Consider the following 22,293-nt stretch of genomic DNA (forward strand, 5'->3'; position numbering starts at 1 on the left):
CTGTGGTGTCTTGGTAACCCAGTATGACGAGGTATGTCTGATGTGCACCTTCGGCAAGTAAACCAAGGCTCAGTAAAGTGGCGCCCTGCTCCTTGGAGGTCTACAGCTCACATGTGAGCGCTCATATGAGCGGGGGTCTGATCAAGGTGGCGAGAATCACGCGCTCGGGGGGCGCTTCGTCCACCATGCGGACGCCCCGGGAGCCGGGGCCACCACCCCACGCGCCCACCCGCTCCCGGCGCCCGAATCCCCGCCTCGCGCGGGACCCACGGGGGCGGCGGCGCCCGCCCCGACCGGTGCGATCCGGGGCGAACGGGATGGAACGACCGAGGAGTAGCCGCGAACTGGCGGCGTCGAGAGGGCGCGGACGGCCGGGCACCGGCGCCCGTAACCAGCTCGCGAGTGCCCGTCGGGGTGAGCGCGCGGCGGGAGCGGGCCGGACGTGGGACGCGGGAGAAGGAGTGGGACAGGGGAGCGGTGTGGGGGAGGGGAGGCGTGGGGTCGCTCATCTGAGACGGGCCCCGGAGGCGGGGACGCCCGCCCGCGCGGGTGCGGGCGCCCGCGCGGGGGCGGCCACCGGTGCCGAGCGTGGGGCGGAATGACGCGCCCGTCGCGTGGCCAGGGGGCGAAATCCGGTCGAGCTGGCGAGGCGCTCCACGGGAAGCCGCCGCCCGGGCGCCGCGCGCGCCCTCCCGTGTGGCTCTCCCCGTACGGGGTGTCGACGGCCCGGGGCCGGCGGTCGACCTCAACAGGCCGACGGCCCCTCGCCCTTCCCCGTGGGTGACCCCGCCGGGCCCCGCCAGGCCGGGGAAGCGGCGGGGACGGCCGGGACGCCCCGGCGCCGTCGCCGACGGCGCGTTTCCGTCCCCGCTGTCTCGTATGCGCGCTTGTTCCCGGGGTGCCGCGAAGCTAGCTTTGCTCGTCCATCAGACAGAACGAGGCGGCACCCGTGGACCCGGCGGGACCCGGGGCGTGGAGCCGGCGAGGGTCCCGGCGTCGCGCGCTCGGCGCGTCCGGGCGTCTGGCCGGTGTCCGCGCCGGACGGCTGTTCCGGCGCGTCCGGGCGGCCGTCGGAGCCGCGCGTCCAGGGCGGTGGCCAGCGGCGGTCGTGACGCGTACGCGGCCGTTCAGCGGCGGTCGTTCGCGGCGCCTGGCCGTTCGCGGTCCTCGCGGACGGCCCCGCGAGCGTCCCGGGCCGTGCCAGGCACGGCGGCGAGGGGGCTCCGTCGGTTCGTCCCGCGCGACCGCGTGCGGCGGCGCCCGCCGGTGCCGTCGGCCCCGCGCCCCCGGCCCGCCCGGGTGCCGGCCCGCCGGGTGCCGGCCCGGCGGAGTCCCGGCGCTGGGGCCCCGGCGTACCCGGCGCGGCGCCGTCCGGTGGTGGCCGTCCGGTGGTGACGGGAGGGCCCGCTGACCAGCGGGGGTTGGTACCGGGGAGCCGCCCCGGACGCCCACCGCCCCGCGCGCTCCCGTGCGCACCGGTGACCCCGACGCCCCGCCGCCGGGAGGCTTGGTCCGGCCGAAACCGGTCACCCTCCCGGGGTGCGGTGGTAGGGGCCACTCGCCGGAACCAGGATCCGCGCGCCCGCCCACGTCCCCGTCCCAGGGAGCGCCCCGTGGAAACCGGCCTCGCCGTCCGCGCCCAGCGGGTGCCGATCCGCCACCGGACCGGGCGTTCCACCGTCCCTTCCAGCAACCTCCACCCCCACCAGGGGAGTTGGCACTCCGCCTTCCGCGCCGTCGGACCGCGCCATGGCTCCACCGCCCGCGCCCCGGGGCGAACGGGAAACGCCGCTCGTCGCTCCGTGGTCCGACGGCCGCATCCCCCGCATCGCCTCCGACCCCGACGCGCCCCTGGCCGCCTACCACCCCGGCGGGGACGTCCGGGCGCCATCTGGTGCGGGCGCCGCGAGCGGCGCACCCCGGCACGTCGAGACCACCGTCTGCGCCGGGGCGCCCCGGCGCACCGCCACCGGCCGCCACTTCGGGCGGGGCGGAATCACCCGATCGGTGCTCCGCAGCGCGCTCGACGGCCCGAGCTTCGGCCCGGTCCGACGCTGGTGGGGCCCGGTCTGGTTCAACGTCAACGGGTTTCCGGACCGGGGACAGCGGCAGCACGGACAGACCCGGGAGACGGAGGCGCTGCGGCACAGTGTGCTCCGCGCCGCCTCCACCTCCGAGTTCCCCGAGTTCCCCGAGTTCGCAGAGTTTCCCGACCCGATCACGGAGGAGGCGCGCGGGTCCCGCGAGTTCAGCCGGACCACGGCACCCACCCTCGACCCGCCGCACACCCCGCCCGTCCCGCCGGGCGGCGCACCCACCGGAGGAGCACGATGAACACGACGGACTACCGAATCCTGGTACACAGCGGCACCTTCGCCGCGCTGACCCGCTCCGGCGACATCACCGGGCAGCGCGGCATCGCCCCGGACGGCCTCTTCGTCCGGGACGCCCGCCATCTCAGCCGCTGGCAACTCACCGTCGAGGGCACCACCCCCGCGGTGCTCGTGCCCGCCGCCGAGGGAGGCGGGGCCACCACGTCCTGCGTCCTCACCCCACCCAGCGGACGCGCCGACCCCCCGGCCCACACCGTCTTCCGCGAACAGTCGGTGCGCGCCAGCACCTTCACCGAACGCCTCCGGCTGGCCAACAACCGCTCGGCCGCCGTCACCGCGCGCCTGGCCCTCACCGTGGACGTCGACTTCGCCGACCAGTTCGAACTCCGGTCCGACCACCGCTGCTACGAGAAGCCCCACGCCGTGCGCACCCGCGAAACCCGCCCCGACGGCGTGGAGTTCGGCTACCGGCGCCGCGAGTGGCACTCCCGCACCACCGTCACCGCCCACCCGCCACCGGACGGTGTCGGAGACACCGGAAGCGGCGCCCGGCAGCTCGTCTGGGACCTGAGATTACCGGCGCACGGATCAGCCGAGATAGCGCTGCGCGTCACCGCCTACCCACACGGCGTCCCGGAGAGCGAGGTAACCGCCGAACCACCGTCCCCCGAGGCACAGTCGGAGACGGCCGGAGCGCCCGGCAGCCCCACCGCGCTCCTGCCCGGCGTCCGCGAGGGCTGGCCCGAACTCGCCCGCGCCTGCGCGCAGGGCCTGCGCGACCTGCACGAACTACGCGTTCCCGCACGGGGGTTGGACGCCGAGCGGCTGTGGGTGCCCGCCGCCGGAGTGCCGTGGTTCCTCGCTCTCTTCGGCCGGGACGCCCTGCTCGCCTCGCTGTTCGCCCTGCCGTACGCGCCCGCCTTCGCCGCCGCCACCCTGCCCGCCCTCGCCGCCACCCAGATCACCACCGACATCGGACCAGCCACCGGCACCCGGCCCACCGGCCCCGGCTCGACCGACCCGGACCCCGGCCCCGATTCCGGCCCCGGATCCGACCCCGACTCCAACTCCACCGTCCCGGGGCGGAGTCCCGAGTCCGGCGCGGGGCCCGGAGCCGAACCCGGAAAGATCGTGCACGAGGTGCGGCACGGCGAACTCGCCCACTTCGGCCAGGTGCCCTACGGCCGCTACTACGGCTCCGTCGACGCCACCCCGCTCTTCCTCGTACTACTCGGCGCCTACACCGAGCAGACCGGCGACACCGCGCTCGCGCGGCGCCTGGAACCCCACGCCCGCGCCGCTGTGGAGTGGATGTTCCGGGACGGTGGCCTGCGCGCCCACGGCTACCTGAGATACCAGTCCAACGAACGCGGACTCTCCCACCAGAGCTGGAAGGACTCACCGGGCGCCATCTGCTTCGCCGACGGCGCCGAGGTCAAGGGCACCGTCACCGCCGCCGCTCCCCAGGGCTACGCCTATGACGCGCTGTGCCGAACCGCCTGGCTGGCCCGCACTGTCTGGGCGGACCCCGCCCACGCGGAGCGGCTGGAGAAGACGGCGGAGGAGCTGCGCTGCCGCTTCCTGCGGGACTTCTGGATGCCGGAGGCCCACTTCCCGGCTCTGGCACTGGACGGCGAGGGCAGACGCGTGGACGCCCTCTCCTCGGACGCCGGACACCTCCTCTGGTCCGGAGTCCTCGACCCCGCCTCGGCGGAGACCGTCGGACGCCGCCTGCTGGAGGAGGACTTCTTCTCCGGCTGGGGCGTCCGCACCGTCGCCGCCGCACAGGGGGCCTACCATCCGCTCTCCTACCACCGGGGAAGCGTCTGGCCGCACGACAACGCGGTCATCGCCCTCGGACTCGCCCGCTATGGAATGCGCGAACAGGCCACCGAGGTCGCGCGGGCCCAGATCGCGATGGCCGCGCACACCGGATACCGGCTGCCCGAGGCCGTCGCCGGGTACGCCTGCGCCGAGCATCCGCACCCCGTGCCCTACCCGCACGCCTGCTCCCCGCAGGCGTGGGCGGCCGCCGCGCCACTCGCCCTCGGCACGGCCGTCCGCGAGGGGAGCGGCGACTGAGACACACGACCCCCAGCCTGGCGCGCACCGGCGTTTCCGGTGCCGGTCGCGCCGGGAACCTTTCCCCCGGTCGGCAGGGTGCGGCGCCGACCCACCCCGACCGTACGGAGGTGAACCGCCCCCCATGGCCGACGAGTTCCCCGACATCCCTCGGGCGCACCACGCCCCCCACGCAGGTCATCGGCTCGCCGTGGCCCCGGACACCCTGTTCGTCTACGGCACCCTGCTCTTTCCCCGCATCCTGCGCGCGCTCCTCGGCCGCGCGCCCGCACGACGCCCGGCCACCGCCCCAGGCTGGCGGGCGGCCGCCCTGCGCGACCGGCCCTACCCGGGCCTCGTCCCCGCGGCGGGAACCGTCCGTGGGCGGCTGCTCACCGGGCTGACCCCGGCCGAATGGCGCCTGCTGGACGACTTCGAGGACGACGACTACGAACTGCGCCGACTCCACCTGGGCGAGGGCGGGTACGGCTGGGCCTACGTCTGGACCAGCGAGAGGGAGGTGCTGGTGGAGGACTGGGAGCCCGGGACCTTCGCGGCGTACCAACTGGAGGCGTACGCCGTGCGTTTGGAGACCTGACGGGACGTAACCGAAACCCGCCGAACCGTCGCCACGGCCTGTTCCGTCCTGTTCCGTCCTGTTCCGGACGTCTTCCGGCCGGGCTCGTCCCTCCAAAGGATCCTCTCCCGAACCCTCTCCCGGCTCCTCCTCCCCAGGGCCTCTCCCTGGGGCCTCCCCCGGGGCTTTCCCGGACCGTCCCGGGGCCTCTCCGCCCTCCGGACAGTTCCGTCCGTCGGGCGCCGGTCTCGCTGCCGGGTGGTCAGCGCACCGCGTCCAGTTCCTGGAGCAGCCGCCGTTTGGGGCGGGCGCCCACCAGCGAGTGCACCGGCTCCCCACCTCGGAAGAGCATCAGCGTCGGGGTCGACAGCACCCCGTAGGCGGACTGGGTACCCGGATCGTGATCGACGTCCAGCTCGACGACGCGCAGTTCGCCCGCCCGTTCGCGGGCGATCTCGGCGAGTACCGGGGTGAGTGCCCGGCAGGGACCGCACCAGGCCGCGGTGAACTTCACCAGCACCGGAACGTCCGCGTTCAGTACGAGGTCACGGAACGTGGCGTCGCTGGCCCGTACGACCTCTCCGTCCCCGCCCGCGCCGCTGGCGCTCCCCGGACCCGCGGGACCGTCCTCCGCCGGGGAGCGACCGACCCGTGGGGATGGCTGCGACGGATGGGAGGAGGGGAGGGAGGGCGGTGTCCGTGGGGGCCGTGTGGGTGCGGCGGTCCCGTGTGCGGGGGTTTCCCGTTGTCCCGTCATGTTCTCCACCTTCCAGCCTGCCTTGTTGTGGATGTGCTTCGGATGCCGGATGTACGGGAACGGGCCGTACGGTCTCCGGCTGCCCTGTCGCGCTCAGGCCGAGGGGTGATCCTCGGCTCGCGGGGGATCCACCGCCGTGCCCGTCAACTCGCAGCGGGGCTCGGGTGGTTCGGGCAGGCGTGCGGCGGCCTCCAGCTCCGCCCTGGCCAGCCGGTCTCCCAGTCGCTCCCGTGCCTCCCGCAGCTGTGCGATGCACGCGTCCAGCTCGTCCAGCTTCCGCCGGTACACCGCGAGGGAGGCCGGGCAGGAGTCGCCCGCCGGGTGCCCGGCGCGCAGGCACTCGACGAACGGCCGGGTGTCCTCCAGGCCGAATCCGAAGTCCTGGAGGAGACGGATCTGTTGGAGCAGCCGCAGGTCCTCCGCGTCGAAGGTGCGGTGGCCGCGCGCGTCCCGGCGGGCGGGGAGCAGCCCGCGCGCCTCGTAGTAGCGCAGTGTGCGCGTGGTCGTCCCCGCCCGTTCCGCGAGTTCCCCGATCCGCACTCGTCTCCCCTCCCGTCGTCCGCTGTCCGGGCCGGCCGTCCGTCCCCGCGCCCACCCGGGGTGGGCGCCGCACCGTGCCGGGCGCACCGTGTCGGGTGCCGCACCGTGCCGCGGCCGGATCTCCCGGGGAGGGACACCACGTTAGGAGGTGACGTCGGCGTCAACGCGAGCCTCACCGAAGGACGTTCTCCCGTGCGCCGTTCCCGCCCGCCGTACTCTGGGGCGGCCGCACCCCCGTCCGGAGACGCCGATGCCCGGTACCTCCGAGGGGAGGTACCGGGCATCCGGAGGGGGCCGGCGCGGTCGGAGGGGGGCCGGTGGGTCAGCGTGCGACGCCGTGGGCCCGCAGGTAGCCGAGCGGGTCGATGTCCGCGCCGTAACTCGGACCGTTGCGCACCTCGAAGTGCAGGTGCGGGCCGGTGCTGTTGCCGGTGGAGCCGGACAGCCCCAGCTGCTCGCCGGTGTCGACCTGCTGGCCGGAGCGCACCGACAGCGAGGACAGGTGCGCGTACTGCGTGTACTTGCCGTCGTCGTGGCGCACCACGACCTCGTTCCCGTAGGCGCCGCCCCAGCCCGCCGAGATGACGATGCCGGAGGTGACCGCCTTGACGGGGGTGCCGGAGGAGGCCGAGAAGTCGACTCCGGTGTGGCTGCCGCTGGACCAGCTGCCGCCGGACGCGCCGTAGGGGGTGCTGGTGCTCGCGTCGACCGGCGCCGTGTACGCGCCGTTGCCGCCGGAGGCGGACTGGGTGGAGACGGAACGGTCGGCCTTCTGCGGGGCCTTCCGCTCGGCGGGAGCCGAGGAGCGTTCCTGGCCGGAGGCCGCACCGGACGCCTTCGCGCCGGACAGGGTCAGCTTCTGTCCGGGGTAGATCAGGTCCGGGTCGGAACCGACCGTCTTCCGGTTGGCCTCGTACAGCCGCTCCCAACCGCCGCGCAGGTCACGGGATTCGGCGATGGTGTGCAGGGTGTCCCCGCTGACCACGCGGTGCGAACCGGCGTCGCTCCGCGGCTGGCTGGGCTGTGCCGCCTTCGGCTGTTCGGCCTTCGGCTTCTTCGGCGTGGCCTGCTCGCCGCCCTGCGCCGAGCGGCGTTCACCGCGCTCGGAGCGGTCCGCCTCGCCACGGTCCGGTGAGACCTGCGGGGCGCCGCTGTTCTGGCTGAGTCCGGCCTTGGGGCCGCACAGCGGCCAGGCGCCCGGGCCCTGCCCGGCGAGCACCTTCTCGGCGACGGTGATCTGCTGGTCCTTGGTGGCCAGGTCGGCGCGCGGCGCGTACTGCGTGCCGCCGTAGCCCTCCCAGGTGCTCTGGGCGAACTGGAGGCCGCCGTAGTAGCCGTTGCCGGTGTTGATGGACCAGTTGCCGGTCGACTCGCACTGGGCGACCTTGTCCCAGGTGCTCACCGAGGCGGCCTGTGCGTTGCCCGCGCCGAGCAGCGGGAGCGCGATGCCCGCGCCGCCAGCGGTGACGGCGAGCGAGGCGCGGGAAATACGGCGGCGGATGCGCCGTTCGGGCTGGCGGCGGTGCCGCCCCCGTCCAGACAGTCCAGACATGGGTCTGTTCCTCTCCTGCGCCTGCGAGGTGAGCTGTCGGATTCGGGCTGGAGCTGCCCGGCCGTCCCGCGCGGGGCGCGTGGACGGCTTCACCCCAAGCCGCGCTGTGCGGTGACGCACGGTGCGGCGCTTACCTGGTTCCCCCGCTCCCGCCGCGGTGTGTTCGTGGTGTTCTCGGCCACCGGACGGCGGGACTCGGCGTTTCCGGCGGTGAGACCGGCGCATGGAGAACGCGTCGGCGGATGCACGCTAATCAGGCGGAAATCCCCGCCACAAGGCGTTCGGTGAAATTGCCCCGGTGCACACAACTCGTGCGGAGCGTGACGTTCAGTGAGATGCGTCCTCAAGTGTCCCGGTCAGCGGCGTCGTTGACGGAGAGGGAGGCCGAGTGTCGGACGGTCGCGGCGGTTCCGTCGGTTGATCGGATGTGACAGCTCTCACGTCGCCGCGTCCCTCGTGTGGGGGTCCTCGCGCCTTCCCGTCCGAGTCGGCCCCTCTGGGTGCACCTTGGGAACATACGCCCCGAATCGGGCATTTCTCTTGTTCGCTCCGAGGGTGCCCGGCTTCGGGTGCGCGGTTCAGGGTCACCGGATCCGGCTGCCCGATTCGGGGTGGTAGCGATCCGTGTGCGGACAACACCCCATACGCGGGGGTTACATCCGTGGTGCGCGATCAGGGCCGTGAATGGCCGGATTGGCAGAAATAGAGGCTCTGTTCCGTTATGGGAGGGGCGGGAGTTGCCGGAGGGGAGCGCTGGGTGTTCCGGTGGCGTCCGGGGCGTGGGCCATCGATCCGCCGCGTGGGCCGGTGTGGTGGTACCGGCGCTCGGGCCGTCCGGTCGTGCCGTAGCGCAGGGACACCCGCGCCTCCCCGACGGTGGTGAAGTGCTCCAGGTACCGGCGCGCGCTCACCCGGGACAGCCCGCACAGTTCGGCGCACTCCGAGGCGGACAGGCTCCCCTCCTCCCCGAGGGACTCCAGCGCGCCGCGCACCAGCGAGGCGGTCTGCTCCGTCAGCCCCTTCGGCCAGGCGCGGGCTCCGTCCCGTCCGGTGTCGCGGCCCGCGCCCGGCGCCGCCCTCGCGCGGGTGCCCCGCGCGGACGCGCCCCCGGCCCCCGCGCCGAACAGCCGGTCCACCTCGGCCTGTCCGGGGGCGGTCAGCGCCTCGCTCTCCCGGCGGCCCGCCGCGTAGTCCAGCAGCCGCTCCCGCAGCTCCACCCCCTCGAACGGCTTGATCAGGTACTGCACGGCGCCACACCGCCGGGCGGCGCGCACCGTGCGCGCGTCCTGCGCGGCGGTCACCACCAGCACGTCCAGTTCGTCCAGTGGTTCGTCCGGTCCAGCGGGTTCCCAGGCGCCGCCCCGCAGGGCGCGCAGTACCGCGAGGCCCGGTATGTCGGGCAGGTACATGTCGAGCAGTACGAGGTCGGGCCGTTCCCTGCGGGCCGCCTCCAGCGCCGTGGACCCGCTGTGCGCCACCCCGGCGACCCGGAACCCGGGAACCCGCTCCACCAGGGTGCTGTGCAGCCGGGCCACCATGAAGTCGTCGTCCACCACGAGCACGCTGAGCACCGGGTCTCCCTCCTCGGTCTCGGAGCCCTCCGCTCCGGAGGGTCGGGAATGGTCGGGGACGGGCGGGCGGCCGCCCCGGAGCGTGGGCGCTCCGGAGCGGAGGGCGCGCGGTCACAGCGCCGGGTAGCGCACCCCGGTCAACTGCTCGGAGGCGGCCCACAGTCGCTCACCCGCCGTGTCGTTCCGCGTCCACCCCATCCGCCAGGACGGGGCCGGGGTGCCGCGCACACCGAGCAGCCGTGGCCCCGTGAACGAGTCGGGCCGCACGCCCGGCGCGCACGCCGCGAACAGCGTGGGGAGCGCGCCCGCCTCCGCGCGCTGTGCGAACGCCCGGTTGCCGAGTCCGGCGAGCCGCTCCCGCATCCGGTGTCCCTCCATCCGGGCGGCTCGCGTCTGGAGTTCGGTCGCGGCGTAACCGGGGTGGGCGGCGGCGGCCGTCAGCCGGCGGCTGGCGGCCCGGCGCGCCAGTTCGTGGGTGAAGAGCAGGTTGGCCGTCTTCGACCGGGCGTAGGCGACCCAACGCCGGTAGGTGTGCTCGCTGTTGAGGTCGCCGATATCGATGTTGGCCAGCGCGTGCAGCCCGCTGGAGACGGTGACGACCCGGGGCGCCTCGGCGGCCAGCAGCCGCTCCAGCAGCAGCCCCGTCAGCGCGAAGTGCCCCAGGTGGTTCACGCCGAACTGCGTCTCGAAGCCGTCCGCCGTCCTGCGGTACGGCAGCGCCATCACGCCCGCGTTGTTGACCAGCAGGTCCAGCCGCTCGTCCGGCAGTTCCTCGGCGAAGCGCCGCACGGACGCCAGGTCGGCGAGGTCCAGCGTCCGCAGTTCGGTGTGGGCCTCGGGCAGCGTCCGGCGCAGCCGCTCCCGCGCGATCCGGCCACGCTCCGCGTCCCGGCAGGCGAGCACCACGCGGGCGCCGCGGCGCGCCAACTCGCGGGCGGTCACGAAGCCGAGGCCGCTGTTCGCGCCGGTCACCACCGCCGTCCTGCCCGTCTGGTCCGGGATGTTCCGCGCTGTCCAGCCCATGACGTCGCACTCCTCAGCTGCCGAGTAGGACGGAGGCTAATCACTGCGGGAGTATCAGTCGAGGTGGCGCGAAAACACCGGCCGCGGCGGCCGTGGGGGCGGCCGTAACGGGCGCCGGGAAGGCCTCCGAACGGTACGAAACGGCACCGGGACGGCGCCCGAACGGTACGAACCGGTGCCCGAGCGGGTGGGCTAGCCGCCCGTGACCGTCGTCAGCAGGACGACGGTGTCGTCCACCGCGAGCAGTCCGTGCCGGAGCTGCGGGACGCGCTGGATGTGCCCGGCGCTCAGCTCCTGCTCCCGATCCTCGGTGGTGAGCAGCGCCCGGCCCCGGAGGACGAGGAGGCTCGCGGCCGGGGGCGCGCCGTGCTCGTCCAGCGCGGCCCCAGCGGTCAGCGCGATGACGCTCTGCCGCAGCGGCCCGTCGTGCAGGAACAGCTGGGCGCTGCGCCCGTGGGGGTCGGACCTGGCCCGCGTCAGGTGCTCGTCGGCGAGCGACGTGAGATCGTCCATCCCTCCATCGTGGCTGGTCGCGGGCGATCCGCAAGCGCTGCCCACCGGCGGCGGAGGGCCGCCTCGCGCCGCCGCGTCCCACCGTGCCGGGGCCCGTCTCGCACCGTGGCGGGGCCAGGCCCCACCACCTCACCCCCCGGCCCGGCCGACCGCGTTCCCCTCCGGCCGAATCCGGTCGAACCGCGTCGGGCGGTCCGGCGTCTTACGGGGGTACGCACCCGGGGCGCCGGGACCAGGCGCCCTCGGGAGGGGCTGGGGGAGGAGCGCGCAGTGACCGGAGTACGACCCGGATGGGGGCCGCGGCCGCCCGAACCGACGCCGGGCCCGCGGCCACCCGTACCGCCGCCGGGGCCGCCGCCCCCCTCCCCGGACCCGGACGCGCCGGGAGGCTTCCGGCGCTGGCCGTCCGTGTGGTGGCTGGTCACCCGGGTGCCCGCGCCCCTGCTGCTGTTCCTGTCGCCGCTGCTGTTACTCCTCTCCCCCTTCCTGGGGTTGTACGCGCTCGCGCGGAGCGCGCGGCTCGCCTCGTACCGGATCTTCGGCCCGGGCGTTCCGATCCGCGCCCACGACCGGGCGGTGGCCCGGGTCAAGCGGTTCCGGGTGTGGTCGGCGGCGCTGGTGTCGTTCGGGGTGCTCATGGTCTTCGGCACCGCCGAGGACGTGATGGAGCAGGCGGCGGAACGGTGGCTGGTGTTCTTCGTCGCGCCCTGGCTGCTCATCGTCAGTGCGCCCGTGGTGGTGGGCGTCCTCATCGCGTGCTCGTATCCGGCCCGGCGGCGCGCCATGCGAAGCGCCCTCCGGACGCCGCTGGGCAAACTCCTGCGGTTCCTGGGCGTGTTGGCGCTCGTACCCGCCTGCTTCCTGCTGCTGAGTGAGGCGACACCCTCGCACAGTCAGGGAGTTGAGGTGCTGTGGGTGATGGCCTGCTTCGCGGCCACGGCCTGGTCGCTGTTCCTCTTCGTGTTCGCGTCGATCTCCGTCGTACGCAGTGGCTTCGGCGCGGCCGCCGTGCATCCGGCGCTTCCGGCCCTGCTGGCGAGCGTGCTGGTCTGGGAGTACGCCGCCATCGGCGGGCTGCCCGCCGGGCCTCCGGCGATCGCGTACGTGGTGCTCGTCGGCGGGCCCGCGTCGGTGACGGCGATCGCCTGGTGGGAGATCCACCGCCTGCGGACGCGGTACGGCGTGACCCTGCGGGGCGGCTGAACCGCCGCCGGGACCGGGAGACCAGGGGAGGCCACCGGGAACCCGAGAAACCCAGGCAGGTCTCCGGGCAGGTCCAGGCAGGGCCAGGGAAGTACGGGCAGGTCCAGGGAAGTACGGGGAAGCCTGGCCGAGAGGGCGGTCAGCAGGCGTCCACGGGTGATCCCGTAGCCACAAGAACCAGGTCTCCCAAGGGAGTTGGGGATCCGGTGGGTGGGGACGCGGATCGCCCGGGGCGGCCTCGGTGGGGAGCCCCCCGAGCGAGGGGCGAGGGGGCGGGAGTGCGCGGGAGCGGCGGTGTGGGCGGGCGGTTCAGTCCGGCGGTTCCCCCGGCGGCTCGTTGAGGTGGGCCTCGGTCGGCTCGGCGGGCGGAACCGGCCCGGGCTCCGTGTACACGGTGCGGTCGTCCGGGTGGAAGCCGGGCGAGACGAGGCAGGTCATCAGCGTCTCGGTGGGGCCGTCGCAGCGGGCGGACCGCCAGGCGCCGCCCGGCACCCGTAGCTGCGGCTGCTGACCGGCCGCCAGGTCCGGGCCGAGCGTCGCGGTCGTCGGCATGGTGGACGGACGGCTCCCCGTGCCGCCGAACAGCAGGGTGACGGGACCGCCCGTGTGGTGCAGCCAGATCTCGTCCGAGCGGAGGGTGCGCCAGCTGGTCTCCTCGCCGGGCCGCAGCAGCAGGTAGCCGAGGGTGGCGGACGCTCGCGCCCCGGGGTAGTCCTCCGGACGCAGCTGGTGCGCGCACGACCAGGTCTCGCGGTACCAGCCGCCCTCGGGCCGTCGGCGCAGCTCCAGCGTCTCCACGAGGCTGGGCCTGTCTCCCGGCCCGTCCACGGGCATCTCCCCGGGCCCCTCCATGGACCGCTCTCCGGGCCCGGCCCCGGGCGCCGCCGGTCGCCGTCCCGGGTCGCCCTCGGGGCGCTGTCCGGACGGCTGGGCTGAGGTGGGATCGTCCATGTCGGCACTCTAGGCCGCGCGAGCGCGGCTTTCGGCTCGGCTCGTGCCCGCCGCACCGGCCACCCGCGTGAACATGACCGACGGACGCGGCGCACCGCCGCACCGGCACCCCGGTGCCCGGACGCCTGACCTCCCCCGCCCCCGACGTCCCCCGCCCGGTGCCTGACGCGCGGCGCTCCGCCGGACGTGGTCCGCTCCGGCGTGCCCGAGCGCTCTCGGACCGGTGTGCGCCACCTGGCCTCAGGCGGGGTGCGCCACCCGGCGTCGGGCGGTGGACGCCCCAGGGGGTGGAGGCGCGGGGGGTGTCGGTGCGGTGCGGCAGCCTGGTGGCATGTACGAGGAACGCCCGGCGAGGGAGCCGGGAGTGCCGCCCGGTGCGGTGCTCTGGACGAGGACGGCCCCCGAGGGGGACGTGGGCCGGGTGCTGCCCGACGGCTGCATGGACCTGCTGCTGCTCCGGGGTGAACTGGTGGTCGCCGGGCCGGACACCCGGGCGCACCTGGTCGCGGGGGCTCCGGGTGAGCGGATCATTGGCCTCCGTTTCGCGCCGGGTACCGGGCCGTCCGTGCTCGGCGTCCCGGCCGACGAGTTGCGGGACCTGCGACTGCCGCTCGCGCGGGTGTGGCCGGAGCCCGCGGCGCGGCGACTCGCGGAGCGGGTCGCGGAGGCGGAGCGTCCCAGCCGGGCGCTGGCGCGCGGCGCGGCGTGGGCGGCGGGGCGCACCACCGCCGATCCGCTCCCGGGTGCGGTGCTCCGGCTGCTGCGCGCGGGCGCCCCGGTGGCCGGGGTGGCACACGAAGTGGGGCTGAGCGAGCGGCAGTTGCGTCGTCGTTGCCATGCGGCCTTCGGGTACGGCGCGAAGACGCTCGCCCGGGTGCTCCGGATGCGCCGCGCGCTGGCGCTCGCGGGGGAGGGGCTGCCGCCGGTGCGGATCGCCGCCCTGGCCGGATACGCCGACCAGGCCCATCTGTCCCGAGAGATCCGCGCGTTGGCGGGAACCTCCCTGCGCGCCCTCCTGGCGGAGCGTGGCGGACCGGGGACGCGGCGCGGACCGGAAACGTGGGGCGAACGCGGGGTGTGGGACGGCTGGGACGCGTTGGGGGAGCCGAACCGGTAGGACGTGCGAGGCCGCGCCGGGAGGTGGGACAGGACCGGGCCGAGTTGGATGAGCGGGGGAAGCGCGGCACGGCGGCCGGCGGCCCACGGGCGACGGGGGGGGGCGGCGGGAGGACGGCGCGGGCAGATGCGGGGAACCGCCGGGCGCGGGTGGGCCGCTGCTGTCGGCGGGACTCAAGCGGCGGGCGGCGCGGGGGAGTTGGGTCACACCGAGGGGCAGCCGGTTCCGGCGCGGGCGGGCCGCCCGGTGCGGGCCGCCCGGTGCTGCCGCCGGGCGCGGGCGGTCAGGAGGGAACGGGTCGGGTGGGGGACGTCAGGGGGCGCGGGCGGGGGGTTCGCGGAGGTCGAGCCCGGCCGCCGCGTCCACCGCGGCGCGTACGAAGGCCCGTTCGGAGGGCCGGTCCTGGGTCGCCGCGCGGCGCAGCACCATGACGCGGCGCCGGAGCGGCTTCGCGAAGCGGAACACCTCGACGCCGGACGGGCGCAGGGAGAGACCGAGGTCCGCGACGAGGGTGACGCCCAGCCCGGCGGCGACCATCGCCATCGCCGTGGCCTGTTCGTCCATCTGGTGGGCGATGCGCGGGGTGAAGCCCGCCGCTCGGCACATCGTCCACAGCGCCCGGCCGAACTCGGTGCTGGTGCCCGAGGCCACCCAGGAGTGGTCGGCGAGGTCGGCCAGGTCCACCGGGCCCGGAGTCGTCAACATCCCCTGGGGCGCGACCAGATGGAGGTGCTCGACGCCGACGAGCGTCGCCTCCACGTGGGCGTCCCAGGAGACCGGGACGTCGGGGTGATCGGGGTAGTCGAGGACGAACGCCAGGTCGAGATCGCCGTCGCGAACGGCCGACTGCGTCTCCTCCGGGGCCAGTTCGCGGGTTCGGACCCGTACCCCGGGGTGGCGTTCGGCCAGGAGCGCGAGGGTGGGCGGCACCAGCGAACCGGCCAGCGTCGCCAGCACCCCGACGGTCAGGTCGGCGGTGAGGCTGCGCTGCGCCCGCTCCAGCGCTATCCGCGCCCGTTCCTCCGCGGCAAGCACCTCGGCGGCGTGCTGGGCGAGGACCCGGCCGATCTCGGTGAGCCGGACCCGGCGGCCCACGTGTTCCAGCAGCTTCAGCCCCACCTCGCGTTCCAGCGCGGCCAGTTGCTGCGAGACGGCGGAGGGCGTGTAGTGCAGCGCGGCGGCGGCCTCCGTCATCGTCCCGCGCCGGCTCAGCTCGTGCAGCATGCGCAACCGGTGCAGCGAGAGTTCCATGAACCATCACTAAAACAATCGCTGAACCAATCTGCAATGGACGTGAACGAACGCGGGGACTCACACTGCGACGCAGAGGGGGATCGGTGAACGGCTGGAACCGGGTCACTCCGCGCCGGTGGCGAGGGGTCCCGGAAGCACGGTGAGAGCATCCGGAACGCTAGGAGAGGACACCGATGGGCTGGCTGACGGCGCACCGCACGTCCGGTTCCGACCGCCCCAGGGGCGCCGCCCCGCTGACCGAACCGCCCCCGTCCGTCCCCCGCTTACGGTGACACACCGACACGCGGGCGCCGGCGTCCGGTAGCCGCCACCCACGGCTGCTTCCGCTCCACGGCCGCTCCCGCCCGACCGTCCGGGGACTTCCCCGCCCGGAGCACCGGCCGGGCCCTCCGGGCACACCCCACACCCGCACTCACACACCCGCCTCGGCGCCCAACTCCGCCCGCGTCCGTACCCCGTTGAACCCCATCCGCGGAACCCCAGCCGTTGAACCCCATCCGTGGACCGGACGCGGCAGCCCGCACGCGAGCCCGTCCAGCCCGCGCGCGGCGTCCCGCACCTCCCGCTCCACCCCGCTCCCGTAGCCACCACGCGCCCACCCACTCAATCCTCCGCGCCCAACTCCGCCCGCGCCAGGCGAGGTTCGACCGCCTGGGCGTCCGGACGGAGGCGGGCGGTGGCCCGGAGGGCGACGGGGGAGGCGGGGCGGGAGGGACGTACCCCGGTGCGCGGGGACGGGGCACCGGAGTGCGGCACGGGAACGGGGAACGTACCCCGCCAGGACACGCCGGGCGCCCGCCCGGCGGATCGCGCACCACCCCGTAGGACCGTACGTAGGACCGTACTGACAACACGCGACGGATTTGGAAGGGGATCAGATGGGCAACGACCGACCGGCCGGGTTCTCCCCCAACATCGTGGAGCTGGGCAGCGCGTCCACTCCCTCGTGGCTCACCGAGGCCGCCTCGGTGCGGGTGCGGGAGGCGGAGGAACAGGCGTTCCCCGACGAGGAGTACGCGGCCCGGCTGGCGGACGTCCGCGAGCGGATGGCGCACGCGGAACTGGACGCCATGGTGGTGTTCCGGCCGTCCAGCGTCGAGTACCTCTGCGGGTTCTACACCGCCGAGACCGCGCCGCAGCCGCTGCTGGTCACCGCCTCGGAGACCTACCTCTACATTCCCGACCTGGAGGTGGGCCGGGCGCTGGCCAGCTCCCGGGTGGACGAGATCCGCTTCTGCGGTTACGCGGACGCGCTGCGCGGGCTGGAGCTGTTCCTCGGCCACGCCGCGACGGTGCTGCCGCGGGGGGCCCGGGTCGGTGTCGAGGTCGGGCACGCCTCCACCCCGCCGCGCGCCGTCGAGCTGCTGCGCGAGCAGGGGTTCGCGGTCCGCCACCCCGACTACCTGGTCGAGCGCGCCCGGTTGGTGCTCTCGCCCGCCGAACTCCGGTGTGTGGAACAGGCGGCGGTGGCGACCCAGGCCGGAGTCGAGGCGGCCGTGGTGGCGGCGCGGGAGCCGGACGCCACCGACTCCTCCGTCGCGGCCTCCGTCGCCGAGGCGCTGTACCGGGACGCCAACTCGCCCTCGGCGTGGGGCCCGGTGGTGGCGACCGGGCGGCGCGGAGGGATCCCGCACTCCAGCTGGGTGGACCGCCCGCTGGGGGACGGGCCGACGTTCATCGAGTTCGCCGGAACCCACCACCGCTACCACGCTCCGGTGATGCGGACCCTGGTGCGCGGTGAACTCAGCGCCGCCGACGCCCGGTTGGCGGAACTCGCGCGGACCGCCGTGGCCGCCGTACTGGAGCACGCGCGGGACGGGGTGACGGCCGGACACGTCGCGACCGAGGCCAGCTGGGCGCTCGGCGATCTCCCCGACGACGTCATGTTCCACCGGCTGCTCGGCTATCCGGTGGGGCTGGCGCACAAGCCGCACTGGATGGACGGCGTCCCGTTCTACCTCACGCCGGACAACGACGAGCCGCTGCGGAGCGGCATGGTCTTCCATATCCCGGGCTCCTTCCGCTCGTTCGGCAACTCCGGCGTCGGGCTGAGCCAGACCTTCGTCGTGGAGCGGGACGGGGCGCGGCCGTTGACCCACGGCGCCGCCGACCTCATCACCCTCTGACGGCCGCGACGGGTCCGAACTCTCGCTGAGTACACGGGCGTTCGGACCACCCCGCCGTGCCACCCCCGCTGCGGAACACCTGCTCCCGAACTGTGCTCCGGAACTCACGCTCCGGAACCCCCGGTTTGGGGAGGCCCGTTGGGCCCGCCGGTCCAGCGCGGTGGGCCCGGGCACGGCGGACCGTCGAGCCGTCCGCGTGACGGTCGCGTGGGGTGGCCAACTCCCCCTGTGACGGGAGGGACTGGGGCCGCGCCGCACCGGGGACGGACCACACGTTCCCGGAACGGTGCCCCACACCCGTCCGGAACGCACCGGGCTCCGTGAGTGAGCGGGGCACCGCGAGGGAACAGCGCACCGCGAGGGGAGGAACGGAGCGAGCACGGCGATTCCGGTCGGGGAGGCGACCGGGCACGGCCCACGGCAGCGCGACGCACGGCACACCCGACGCACGGCAACGCGACGCACGGCAGGGGAACGGAACACCATGAGCGAAACCCTGGACGCCGCACGGCGGTTCGACGCCGCGACCCGGCGTCGCGCCGTCACGGCCGCGATGATCGGAAACGCCACCGAGTGGTACGACTACGCCACCTACGGCTATCTGGCCGTCGTCCTGGGCGAGGTGTTCTTCCCCCAGTCCGAACCCGGTCTGTCGCTGCTCGCCTCCTTCGCGACCTTCGCGCTGGCCTTCGCGATCCGCCCGCTCGGCGCCTTCGTGCTGGGGCCGTTGAACGACCGGATCGGCCGCAAGCGGACGCTGTCGATCACCATCCTCACCATGGCCGTCGCCACCTCCGCGATCGGTCTCCTCCCCGGCTACGACACCGTCGGCGTCCTCGCGCCCCTCGCGCTCATCCTGCTCCGGCTCGTCCAGGGCTTCGCGGTGGGTGGCGAGTACGGGGGCGCCTCCACCTTCGTCGTGGAGTACGCGCCGGACCGGCGGCGCGGCTTCTGGGCCAGCTGGCTGGAGTGCGGCGCCATCGCGGGCTTCCTGCTGGCCTCCGGCCTCACCACCCTGCTCACCTACGCGCTGTCCGAGGCGAGCATGGAGTCCTGGGGCTGGCGCCTTCCCTTCCTGCTCGCCCTGCCGTTGGGCACGATCGGCCTGTACCTGCGGATGCGGCTGCTGGACACGCCCGTCTTCGACGCGCTGGCGAAGGAAAAGCCCGGGGCGCGCGGCCCGCTCCGCGAGACCCTCACGGCACACCGCGCGCGCGTGCTGATCTGCGGGGGTGTCGTCGTCTACTCCAGCATCGGCACCTACATCCTGCTGACGTACCTGCCGAGTTACCTGTCCGAGGACCTCGACATGGCGTCGTCCACCGCCCAGTTGCTGGTGTTCGTGGCCGGGGGGCTGCTCACCCTCGGCATACCCTTCGCCGGGATCCTCTCGGACCGGGTGGGGCGCGGACCGATGCTGAGGGGCGCGGCCATCGGGTACGTGGTGCTGACGTACCCGGCGTTCCTCCTCATCGAGCGGGCGACGTGGCAGGGGGCGCTCGCCGGGCTGGTCCTCCTCACGCTCTGCCACATACCGATCCTCGGCACCACCACGGCCACCCTTCCGGCACTGTTCCCCGCCCGGGTGCGGGGGACGGGGGTGGCCGTCGGCTACAACGTCTCCTTCGCCGTGTTCGGCGGCACGGCACCGCTGTTGATGACCTTCGTGGTGAACCGGACCGGCAACCTGTACATGCCCGCGTACTACCTGATCCTGGTCGCCCTGCTCACCCTCGTCCCGCTGGCGCTGATGCCGGAGACCGCCCGCCGCCCTCTCACCTGACCCACCCCGGCCGGGGCCAGCGCCGCCAGCCGCGCTCCCCGCCGGGACCCGCACCGCGCACCACGCTTGTCCGCACACCACGCATGTCACTTCACGTGTCACCGTCACTGGGGAGGTATCTGAGATGAGCGTTGGCTCGGCACCCGCACACGTCGCCATCGTCGGCGCGGGCATGGTCGGTCTCTCCGCGGCCTGGTTCCTACAGGAGCGCGGGGTCGGCGTGACCGTCGTCGACCGCACCGGGGTCGCCGCCGGTTCCTCCTGGGGGAACGCGGGGATGCTCAACCCGGCCTTCACTCTGCCCCTGGCCGAGCCGTCGATCCTGCGCTACGGGATCGCCTCGCTCTTCGACCGCTCCTCGCCGGTGGCCATCCCGCCCACTGTCGACCGGCGGCTCTGGGCGTTCCTGATCGCGTTCGCCCGGCAGTGCACCAACCGCCGGTGGGAGCGGGCGATGGAGGTCTTCACCGAGGTCAACCGCGTCAGTCTGGACGCCTACGATCAGCTGAGCGACGCGGGTGTCACCGCCCCCGTGCGGGACGCGGCCCCGTTCGTCGCCGCCTGCGGCACAGACGAGGACCGTCGGCACCTCATCGAGGAGTTCGAGAAGGTGGCGGCCGCCGGTGGGGAGGTCAGCTACGAGACCGTCTCCGGCGACGAACTCCGCGCCCTGGAGCCGATTCTCAGCACCGAGAACCGTACCGGCGTCCTGGTCCACGGCCAGCGGTTCATCAACCCGCCCGAGATGACGCACGCGATGGCCGACGCCGTCCAGGCCCGCGGCGGCACCGTCCGCACCGGCGTAGAGGTGACCGGCGTACGCGATCTCGGGGCGCGCGGCGCGGAGTTGACCTGCCGGAACGGCGAACCGATCCACGCCGACGCGGTGGTGCTCTCCACCGGCGCCTGGCTGAACGGACTGGCGCGCCCCTTCGGCGTACGGACGGTGGTGCAGGCCGGGCGCGGCTACAGCTTCAGCGTCGAACCGGAGGACATGCCCACCCACCCGATCTACCTCGCCGGGCGGCGCGTCGCCTGCAACCCGCTGGGTGACCGCTTCCGGGTGACGGGGATGATGGAGTTCCGTCCCGCGGACGCCAAGCTGGACCCGCGTCGCGTCCGGACCATCATCGACGCCGCCCGCCCCATGTTCCGTGGCGTCGACTGGACGGCCCGGCGGGACGAGTGGGTCGGCTCCCGGCCGTGCACCGCCGACGGGCTCCCCCTGGTCGGCACGACCCGCTCGCCACGGGTGCACGTCTCCGGTGGGCACGGCATGTGGGGCATGGTGCTCGGCCCACTCACCGGCAAGCTCCTCGCGGAGTCCGTGGCCACCGGCCGGACCCCGCCCCTCATGCGCCACTTCGACCCCCTGCGCTGACCCACGGCCTCGGGGCCCGCGCCGACCCAGCCCCGCCCGGGCGCCAACCCGGGCGGGGCGGGGCCCGATCCCCCCCCGGGCCGGGCCCCAACTCCGTCCGTACGGCCCGATCAGGGCCCCAACCCCACTTGAACGGCGTGGACTTGGCGCCCGTCAGCCGCTGGTCCAGCCAGCCTCCGGTCTGACCGGTCGGACCGGTCTGACCGGTCGGACCCGCGCTGCCGGGTCCAGCCGGTCTGGCTCAGTCGGTGTGGCTCAGTCGGTCTGGGGAAGAGGGGCGAACAGTTCGACGGTGTTGCCGTCCGGGTCCAGCAGCGTCGCGTAGCGCTGGCCCCAGAAGGCGTCCCACGGCTCCAGGTGGCCGCGGTATCCGGCCGAGGTCAGCTCCGCGTACTGGCCGTCCACCTCGGCCGGGTCGGCGCAGCGGAACGCCAGCGCGATCCGTCCCCGCCCGGTGGCGGCCGGGTCGTAGCCGGGGTCGATGGACCGGGCGGTGTCGTCCGTGTCCCAGGCGAGCCGGAGTCCGCCCGGAAGCGCCGCCTCCACGTGGGGCTGCTCCTCGGCTCCGGCGGGGATGTCCAGGCCGAGGCGCCGGTAGAAGGCGAGTGAGGCCGCCAGGTCGGATGTGGTGATGCCGATCATGTCGAACTGAGGTGTCATGCGCGCAGGTTAGGGCCGTCTCCCGCCGGAGTTCTTGAACGAAACGGACGTGTGCCGGGCCACGTCGCCCGGTGGGAGGAGCCCGGCGGCTCCCGTACTCCCGTATGCCCCGTGGGCCGTGGGCCGGACGGGGGTGCGCGCCGCCGTCAACTCAGAGGTGCTCCGGGCGTGGTTCGGGTGAGTTCGGGCGGGGCGGATCGGGGCGGCCCGGAGGCGGCTGGTGGCCGGGGCGGCGGGCGGGACGTGGGGCGGGGTGGCCGGTCGTCCCGCCCGGCGTCGGAGGGGCGCGGGTGGGTGCTACTGGCCCAGCCTGCCGTCGATCCGCTCGCGCAGCAGATCGGCGTGGCCGTTGTGCCGGGCGTACTCCTCCACCATGTGCACCAGCACCTCGCGGAGCGACAGTTGGACGCCGCCTCCCAGTTCGGCGCGGATGTCCAGGTGGGGTGCGCGCGCCACGAAGTCGTCCGCGAACGCGACCTCGGCGCGCCACAGTTCCCATGCCCGCTCGACGACCTCGGGCTCTCCGACGGCGCCGTCGAAGTCGCCGTCCGGGTCGTCCGGTGTGCAGAAGTACGAGGGTGCCTCCTGGCCGTCGAGCCGCCGTCGGAACCAGACGCGTTCGACGTCCGCCATGTGCCGCACCAGACCCAGCAGGGACAGGGTGGAGGGTTCGACGGAGCGCCGGGCCAGGTCGGCGGCGCTCAGTCCGGCGCACTTCAGCTCCAGCGTGGTGCGCTGGAAGCGCAGGAAGTCCATCAGGGTGTCGAGTTCGCCGCCCTGCCGGGGAAACTCGCGGGGGTCGTCGGCCAGTTCGACGAAGAGGTCCGCTCGTTTGTTCAGCTTGGTCATCGGCTCATCGTGCGGGAAACGCCCGCCGTGCGCCACGGGATA

The 22,293-nt window shown here is 74.4% G+C and carries 17 protein-coding genes, 1 pseudogene and 1 riboswitch; of the genes and pseudogenes, 8 read left to right on the forward strand and 10 right to left on the reverse strand.

The features are described from left to right. Positions 1 to 1,749: 1,749 nt before the first annotated feature. The 3 genes from E0L36_RS03080 to E0L36_RS03090 all read left to right on the forward strand — a co-directional run bounded on the left by E0L36_RS03080 (position 1,750) and on the right by E0L36_RS03090 (position 4,992). Positions 1,750 to 2,334: a hypothetical protein gene (locus E0L36_RS03080; protein WP_180927293.1), complete on the forward strand. Its 585-nt coding sequence runs from the start codon at positions 1,750 to 1,752 to the stop codon at positions 2,332 to 2,334. Next, on the forward strand, positions 2,331 to 4,415 hold the full coding sequence (locus E0L36_RS03085) for a glycogen debranching N-terminal domain-containing protein (RefSeq protein ID WP_180927294.1): 2,085 nt from the start codon (positions 2,331 to 2,333) through the stop codon (positions 4,413 to 4,415). The genes E0L36_RS03080 and E0L36_RS03085 overlap by 4 nt, the downstream gene beginning before the upstream one ends. Positions 4,416 to 4,539: 124 nt before the next feature. Continuing rightward, a complete protein-coding gene (locus E0L36_RS03090; RefSeq protein WP_180927295.1) occupies positions 4,540 to 4,992 on the forward strand; it encodes a gamma-glutamylcyclotransferase family protein in 453 nt (150 codons plus the stop codon). A gap of 241 nt (positions 4,993 to 5,233) precedes the next feature. Here E0L36_RS03090 and trxA read toward each other — a convergent pair. The 6 genes and pseudogenes from trxA to E0L36_RS03120 all read right to left on the reverse strand — a co-directional run. Then, a pseudogene (gene trxA / locus E0L36_RS27380) lies at positions 5,234 to 5,548 on the reverse strand (thioredoxin); the annotation flags it as partial. A 273-nt stretch (positions 5,549 to 5,821) separates the two neighbouring features. Continuing rightward, positions 5,822 to 6,268, reverse strand: a complete 447-nt coding sequence (locus E0L36_RS03100) for a MerR family transcriptional regulator (RefSeq protein ID WP_180927297.1) — start codon at positions 6,266 to 6,268, stop codon at positions 5,822 to 5,824. A gap of 322 nt (positions 6,269 to 6,590) precedes the next feature. After that, complete coding sequence (locus tag E0L36_RS03105) at positions 6,591 to 7,811, reverse strand: transglycosylase family protein (RefSeq protein WP_258016011.1); 1,221 nt, start codon at positions 7,809 to 7,811, stop codon at positions 6,591 to 6,593. Between the two features lie 14 nt (positions 7,812 to 7,825). Beyond that, positions 7,826 to 7,990: riboswitch (cyclic di-AMP (ydaO/yuaA leader) on the reverse strand. Positions 7,991 to 8,539: 549 nt separating this feature from the next. Further along, the gene (locus tag E0L36_RS03110) at positions 8,540 to 9,391 is read right to left on the reverse strand and encodes a response regulator (RefSeq protein ID WP_180927299.1); all 852 of its coding nucleotides are present in this window, start codon (positions 9,389 to 9,391) and stop codon (positions 8,540 to 8,542) included. Between the two features lie 111 nt (positions 9,392 to 9,502). Continuing rightward, positions 9,503 to 10,414 carry an oxidoreductase gene (locus tag E0L36_RS03115; RefSeq protein WP_180927300.1) on the reverse strand — a complete coding sequence of 304 codons (912 nt, stop codon included), beginning with the start codon at positions 10,412 to 10,414 and terminating at the stop codon, positions 9,503 to 9,505. 192 nt (positions 10,415 to 10,606) lie between these two features. Then, positions 10,607 to 10,927, reverse strand: a complete 321-nt coding sequence (locus E0L36_RS03120; RefSeq protein WP_180927301.1) for a cupin — start codon at positions 10,925 to 10,927, stop codon at positions 10,607 to 10,609. Between the two features lie 429 nt (positions 10,928 to 11,356). Between E0L36_RS03120 and E0L36_RS03125 the strand changes: the two genes are divergently transcribed. Further along, a complete protein-coding gene (locus E0L36_RS03125; RefSeq protein ID WP_180927302.1) occupies positions 11,357 to 12,130 on the forward strand; it encodes a hypothetical protein in 774 nt (257 codons plus the stop codon). 309 nt (positions 12,131 to 12,439) lie between these two features. Here the strand turns inward: E0L36_RS03125 and E0L36_RS03130 are convergent, their stop codons facing one another. Then, entirely contained in the window at positions 12,440 to 13,081 is a 642-nt protein-coding gene (locus tag E0L36_RS03130) for a cupin domain-containing protein (RefSeq protein WP_219636085.1), read from the reverse strand. Positions 13,082 to 13,412: 331 nt separating this feature from the next. Between E0L36_RS03130 and E0L36_RS03135 the strand changes: the two genes are divergently transcribed. Then, positions 13,413 to 14,198, forward strand: coding sequence for a helix-turn-helix transcriptional regulator (locus tag E0L36_RS03135; RefSeq protein WP_180927303.1), 786 nt, complete (start codon positions 13,413 to 13,415; stop codon positions 14,196 to 14,198). Between the two features lie 312 nt (positions 14,199 to 14,510). On the opposite strand, the gene E0L36_RS03140 is transcribed toward E0L36_RS03135, so the two are convergent. Beyond that, complete coding sequence (locus E0L36_RS03140; RefSeq protein ID WP_180927304.1) at positions 14,511 to 15,449, reverse strand: LysR substrate-binding domain-containing protein; 939 nt, start codon at positions 15,447 to 15,449, stop codon at positions 14,511 to 14,513. 881 nt (positions 15,450 to 16,330) lie between these two features. Between E0L36_RS03140 and E0L36_RS03145 the strand changes: the two genes are divergently transcribed. The 3 genes from E0L36_RS03145 (at position 16,331) to E0L36_RS03155 (ending at position 20,742) form a co-directional block, all read left to right on the forward strand. Next, a complete protein-coding gene (locus E0L36_RS03145) occupies positions 16,331 to 17,578 on the forward strand; it encodes a Xaa-Pro peptidase family protein (protein WP_180927305.1) in 1,248 nt (415 codons plus the stop codon). A 484-nt stretch (positions 17,579 to 18,062) separates the two neighbouring features. Then, positions 18,063 to 19,361 (forward strand): MFS transporter, encoded by a 1,299-nt coding sequence (locus tag E0L36_RS03150; RefSeq protein ID WP_180927306.1) that lies wholly within the window; start codon positions 18,063 to 18,065, stop codon positions 19,359 to 19,361. Between the two features lie 124 nt (positions 19,362 to 19,485). Continuing rightward, entirely contained in the window at positions 19,486 to 20,742 is a 1,257-nt protein-coding gene (locus E0L36_RS03155; protein ID WP_180927307.1) for an FAD-binding oxidoreductase, read from the forward strand. Between the two features lie 255 nt (positions 20,743 to 20,997). On the opposite strand, the gene E0L36_RS03160 is transcribed toward E0L36_RS03155, so the two are convergent. After that, complete coding sequence (locus E0L36_RS03160; protein WP_180927308.1) at positions 20,998 to 21,402, reverse strand: VOC family protein; 405 nt, start codon at positions 21,400 to 21,402, stop codon at positions 20,998 to 21,000. Between the two features lie 297 nt (positions 21,403 to 21,699). Further along, positions 21,700 to 22,251 (reverse strand): DinB family protein, encoded by a 552-nt coding sequence (locus tag E0L36_RS03165; protein ID WP_180927309.1) that lies wholly within the window; start codon positions 22,249 to 22,251, stop codon positions 21,700 to 21,702. Positions 22,252 to 22,293 lie beyond the last annotated feature (42 nt).

It is taken from the genome of Streptomyces sp. AJS327, assembly GCF_013450295.1.
Classification (GTDB): domain Bacteria; phylum Actinomycetota; class Actinomycetes; order Streptomycetales; family Streptomycetaceae; genus Streptomyces.

Excerpts from the sequence above, each read along its gene's own strand:
- E0L36_RS03090 (WP_180927295.1), top strand. The coding sequence starts at position 4,540 with ATGGCCGACGAGTTCCCCGACATCCCTCGGGCGCACCACGCCCCCCAC.
- E0L36_RS03115 (WP_180927300.1), bottom strand. The coding sequence starts at position 10,414 with ATGGGCTGGACAGCGCGGAACATCCCGGACCAGACGGGCAGGACGGCG.
- E0L36_RS03165 (WP_180927309.1), bottom strand. The coding sequence starts at position 22,251 with ATGACCAAGCTGAACAAACGAGCGGACCTCTTCGTCGAACTGGCCGAC.
- E0L36_RS03150 (WP_180927306.1), top strand. The coding sequence starts at position 18,063 with ATGAGCGAAACCCTGGACGCCGCACGGCGGTTCGACGCCGCGACCCGG.
- E0L36_RS03155 (WP_180927307.1), top strand. The coding sequence starts at position 19,486 with ATGAGCGTTGGCTCGGCACCCGCACACGTCGCCATCGTCGGCGCGGGC.
- E0L36_RS03085 (WP_180927294.1), top strand. The coding sequence starts at position 2,331 with ATGAACACGACGGACTACCGAATCCTGGTACACAGCGGCACCTTCGCC.
- E0L36_RS03080 (WP_180927293.1), top strand. The coding sequence starts at position 1,750 with ATGGCTCCACCGCCCGCGCCCCGGGGCGAACGGGAAACGCCGCTCGTC.
- E0L36_RS03160 (WP_180927308.1), bottom strand. The coding sequence starts at position 21,402 with ATGACACCTCAGTTCGACATGATCGGCATCACCACATCCGACCTGGCG.
- E0L36_RS03130 (WP_219636085.1), bottom strand. The coding sequence starts at position 13,081 with ATGGACGATCCCACCTCAGCCCAGCCGTCCGGACAGCGCCCCGAGGGC.
- E0L36_RS03145 (WP_180927305.1), top strand. The coding sequence starts at position 16,331 with ATGGGCAACGACCGACCGGCCGGGTTCTCCCCCAACATCGTGGAGCTG.
- E0L36_RS03135 (WP_180927303.1), top strand. The coding sequence starts at position 13,413 with ATGTACGAGGAACGCCCGGCGAGGGAGCCGGGAGTGCCGCCCGGTGCG.
- E0L36_RS03120 (WP_180927301.1), bottom strand. The coding sequence starts at position 10,927 with ATGGACGATCTCACGTCGCTCGCCGACGAGCACCTGACGCGGGCCAGG.
- E0L36_RS03140 (WP_180927304.1), bottom strand. The coding sequence starts at position 15,449 with ATGGAACTCTCGCTGCACCGGTTGCGCATGCTGCACGAGCTGAGCCGG.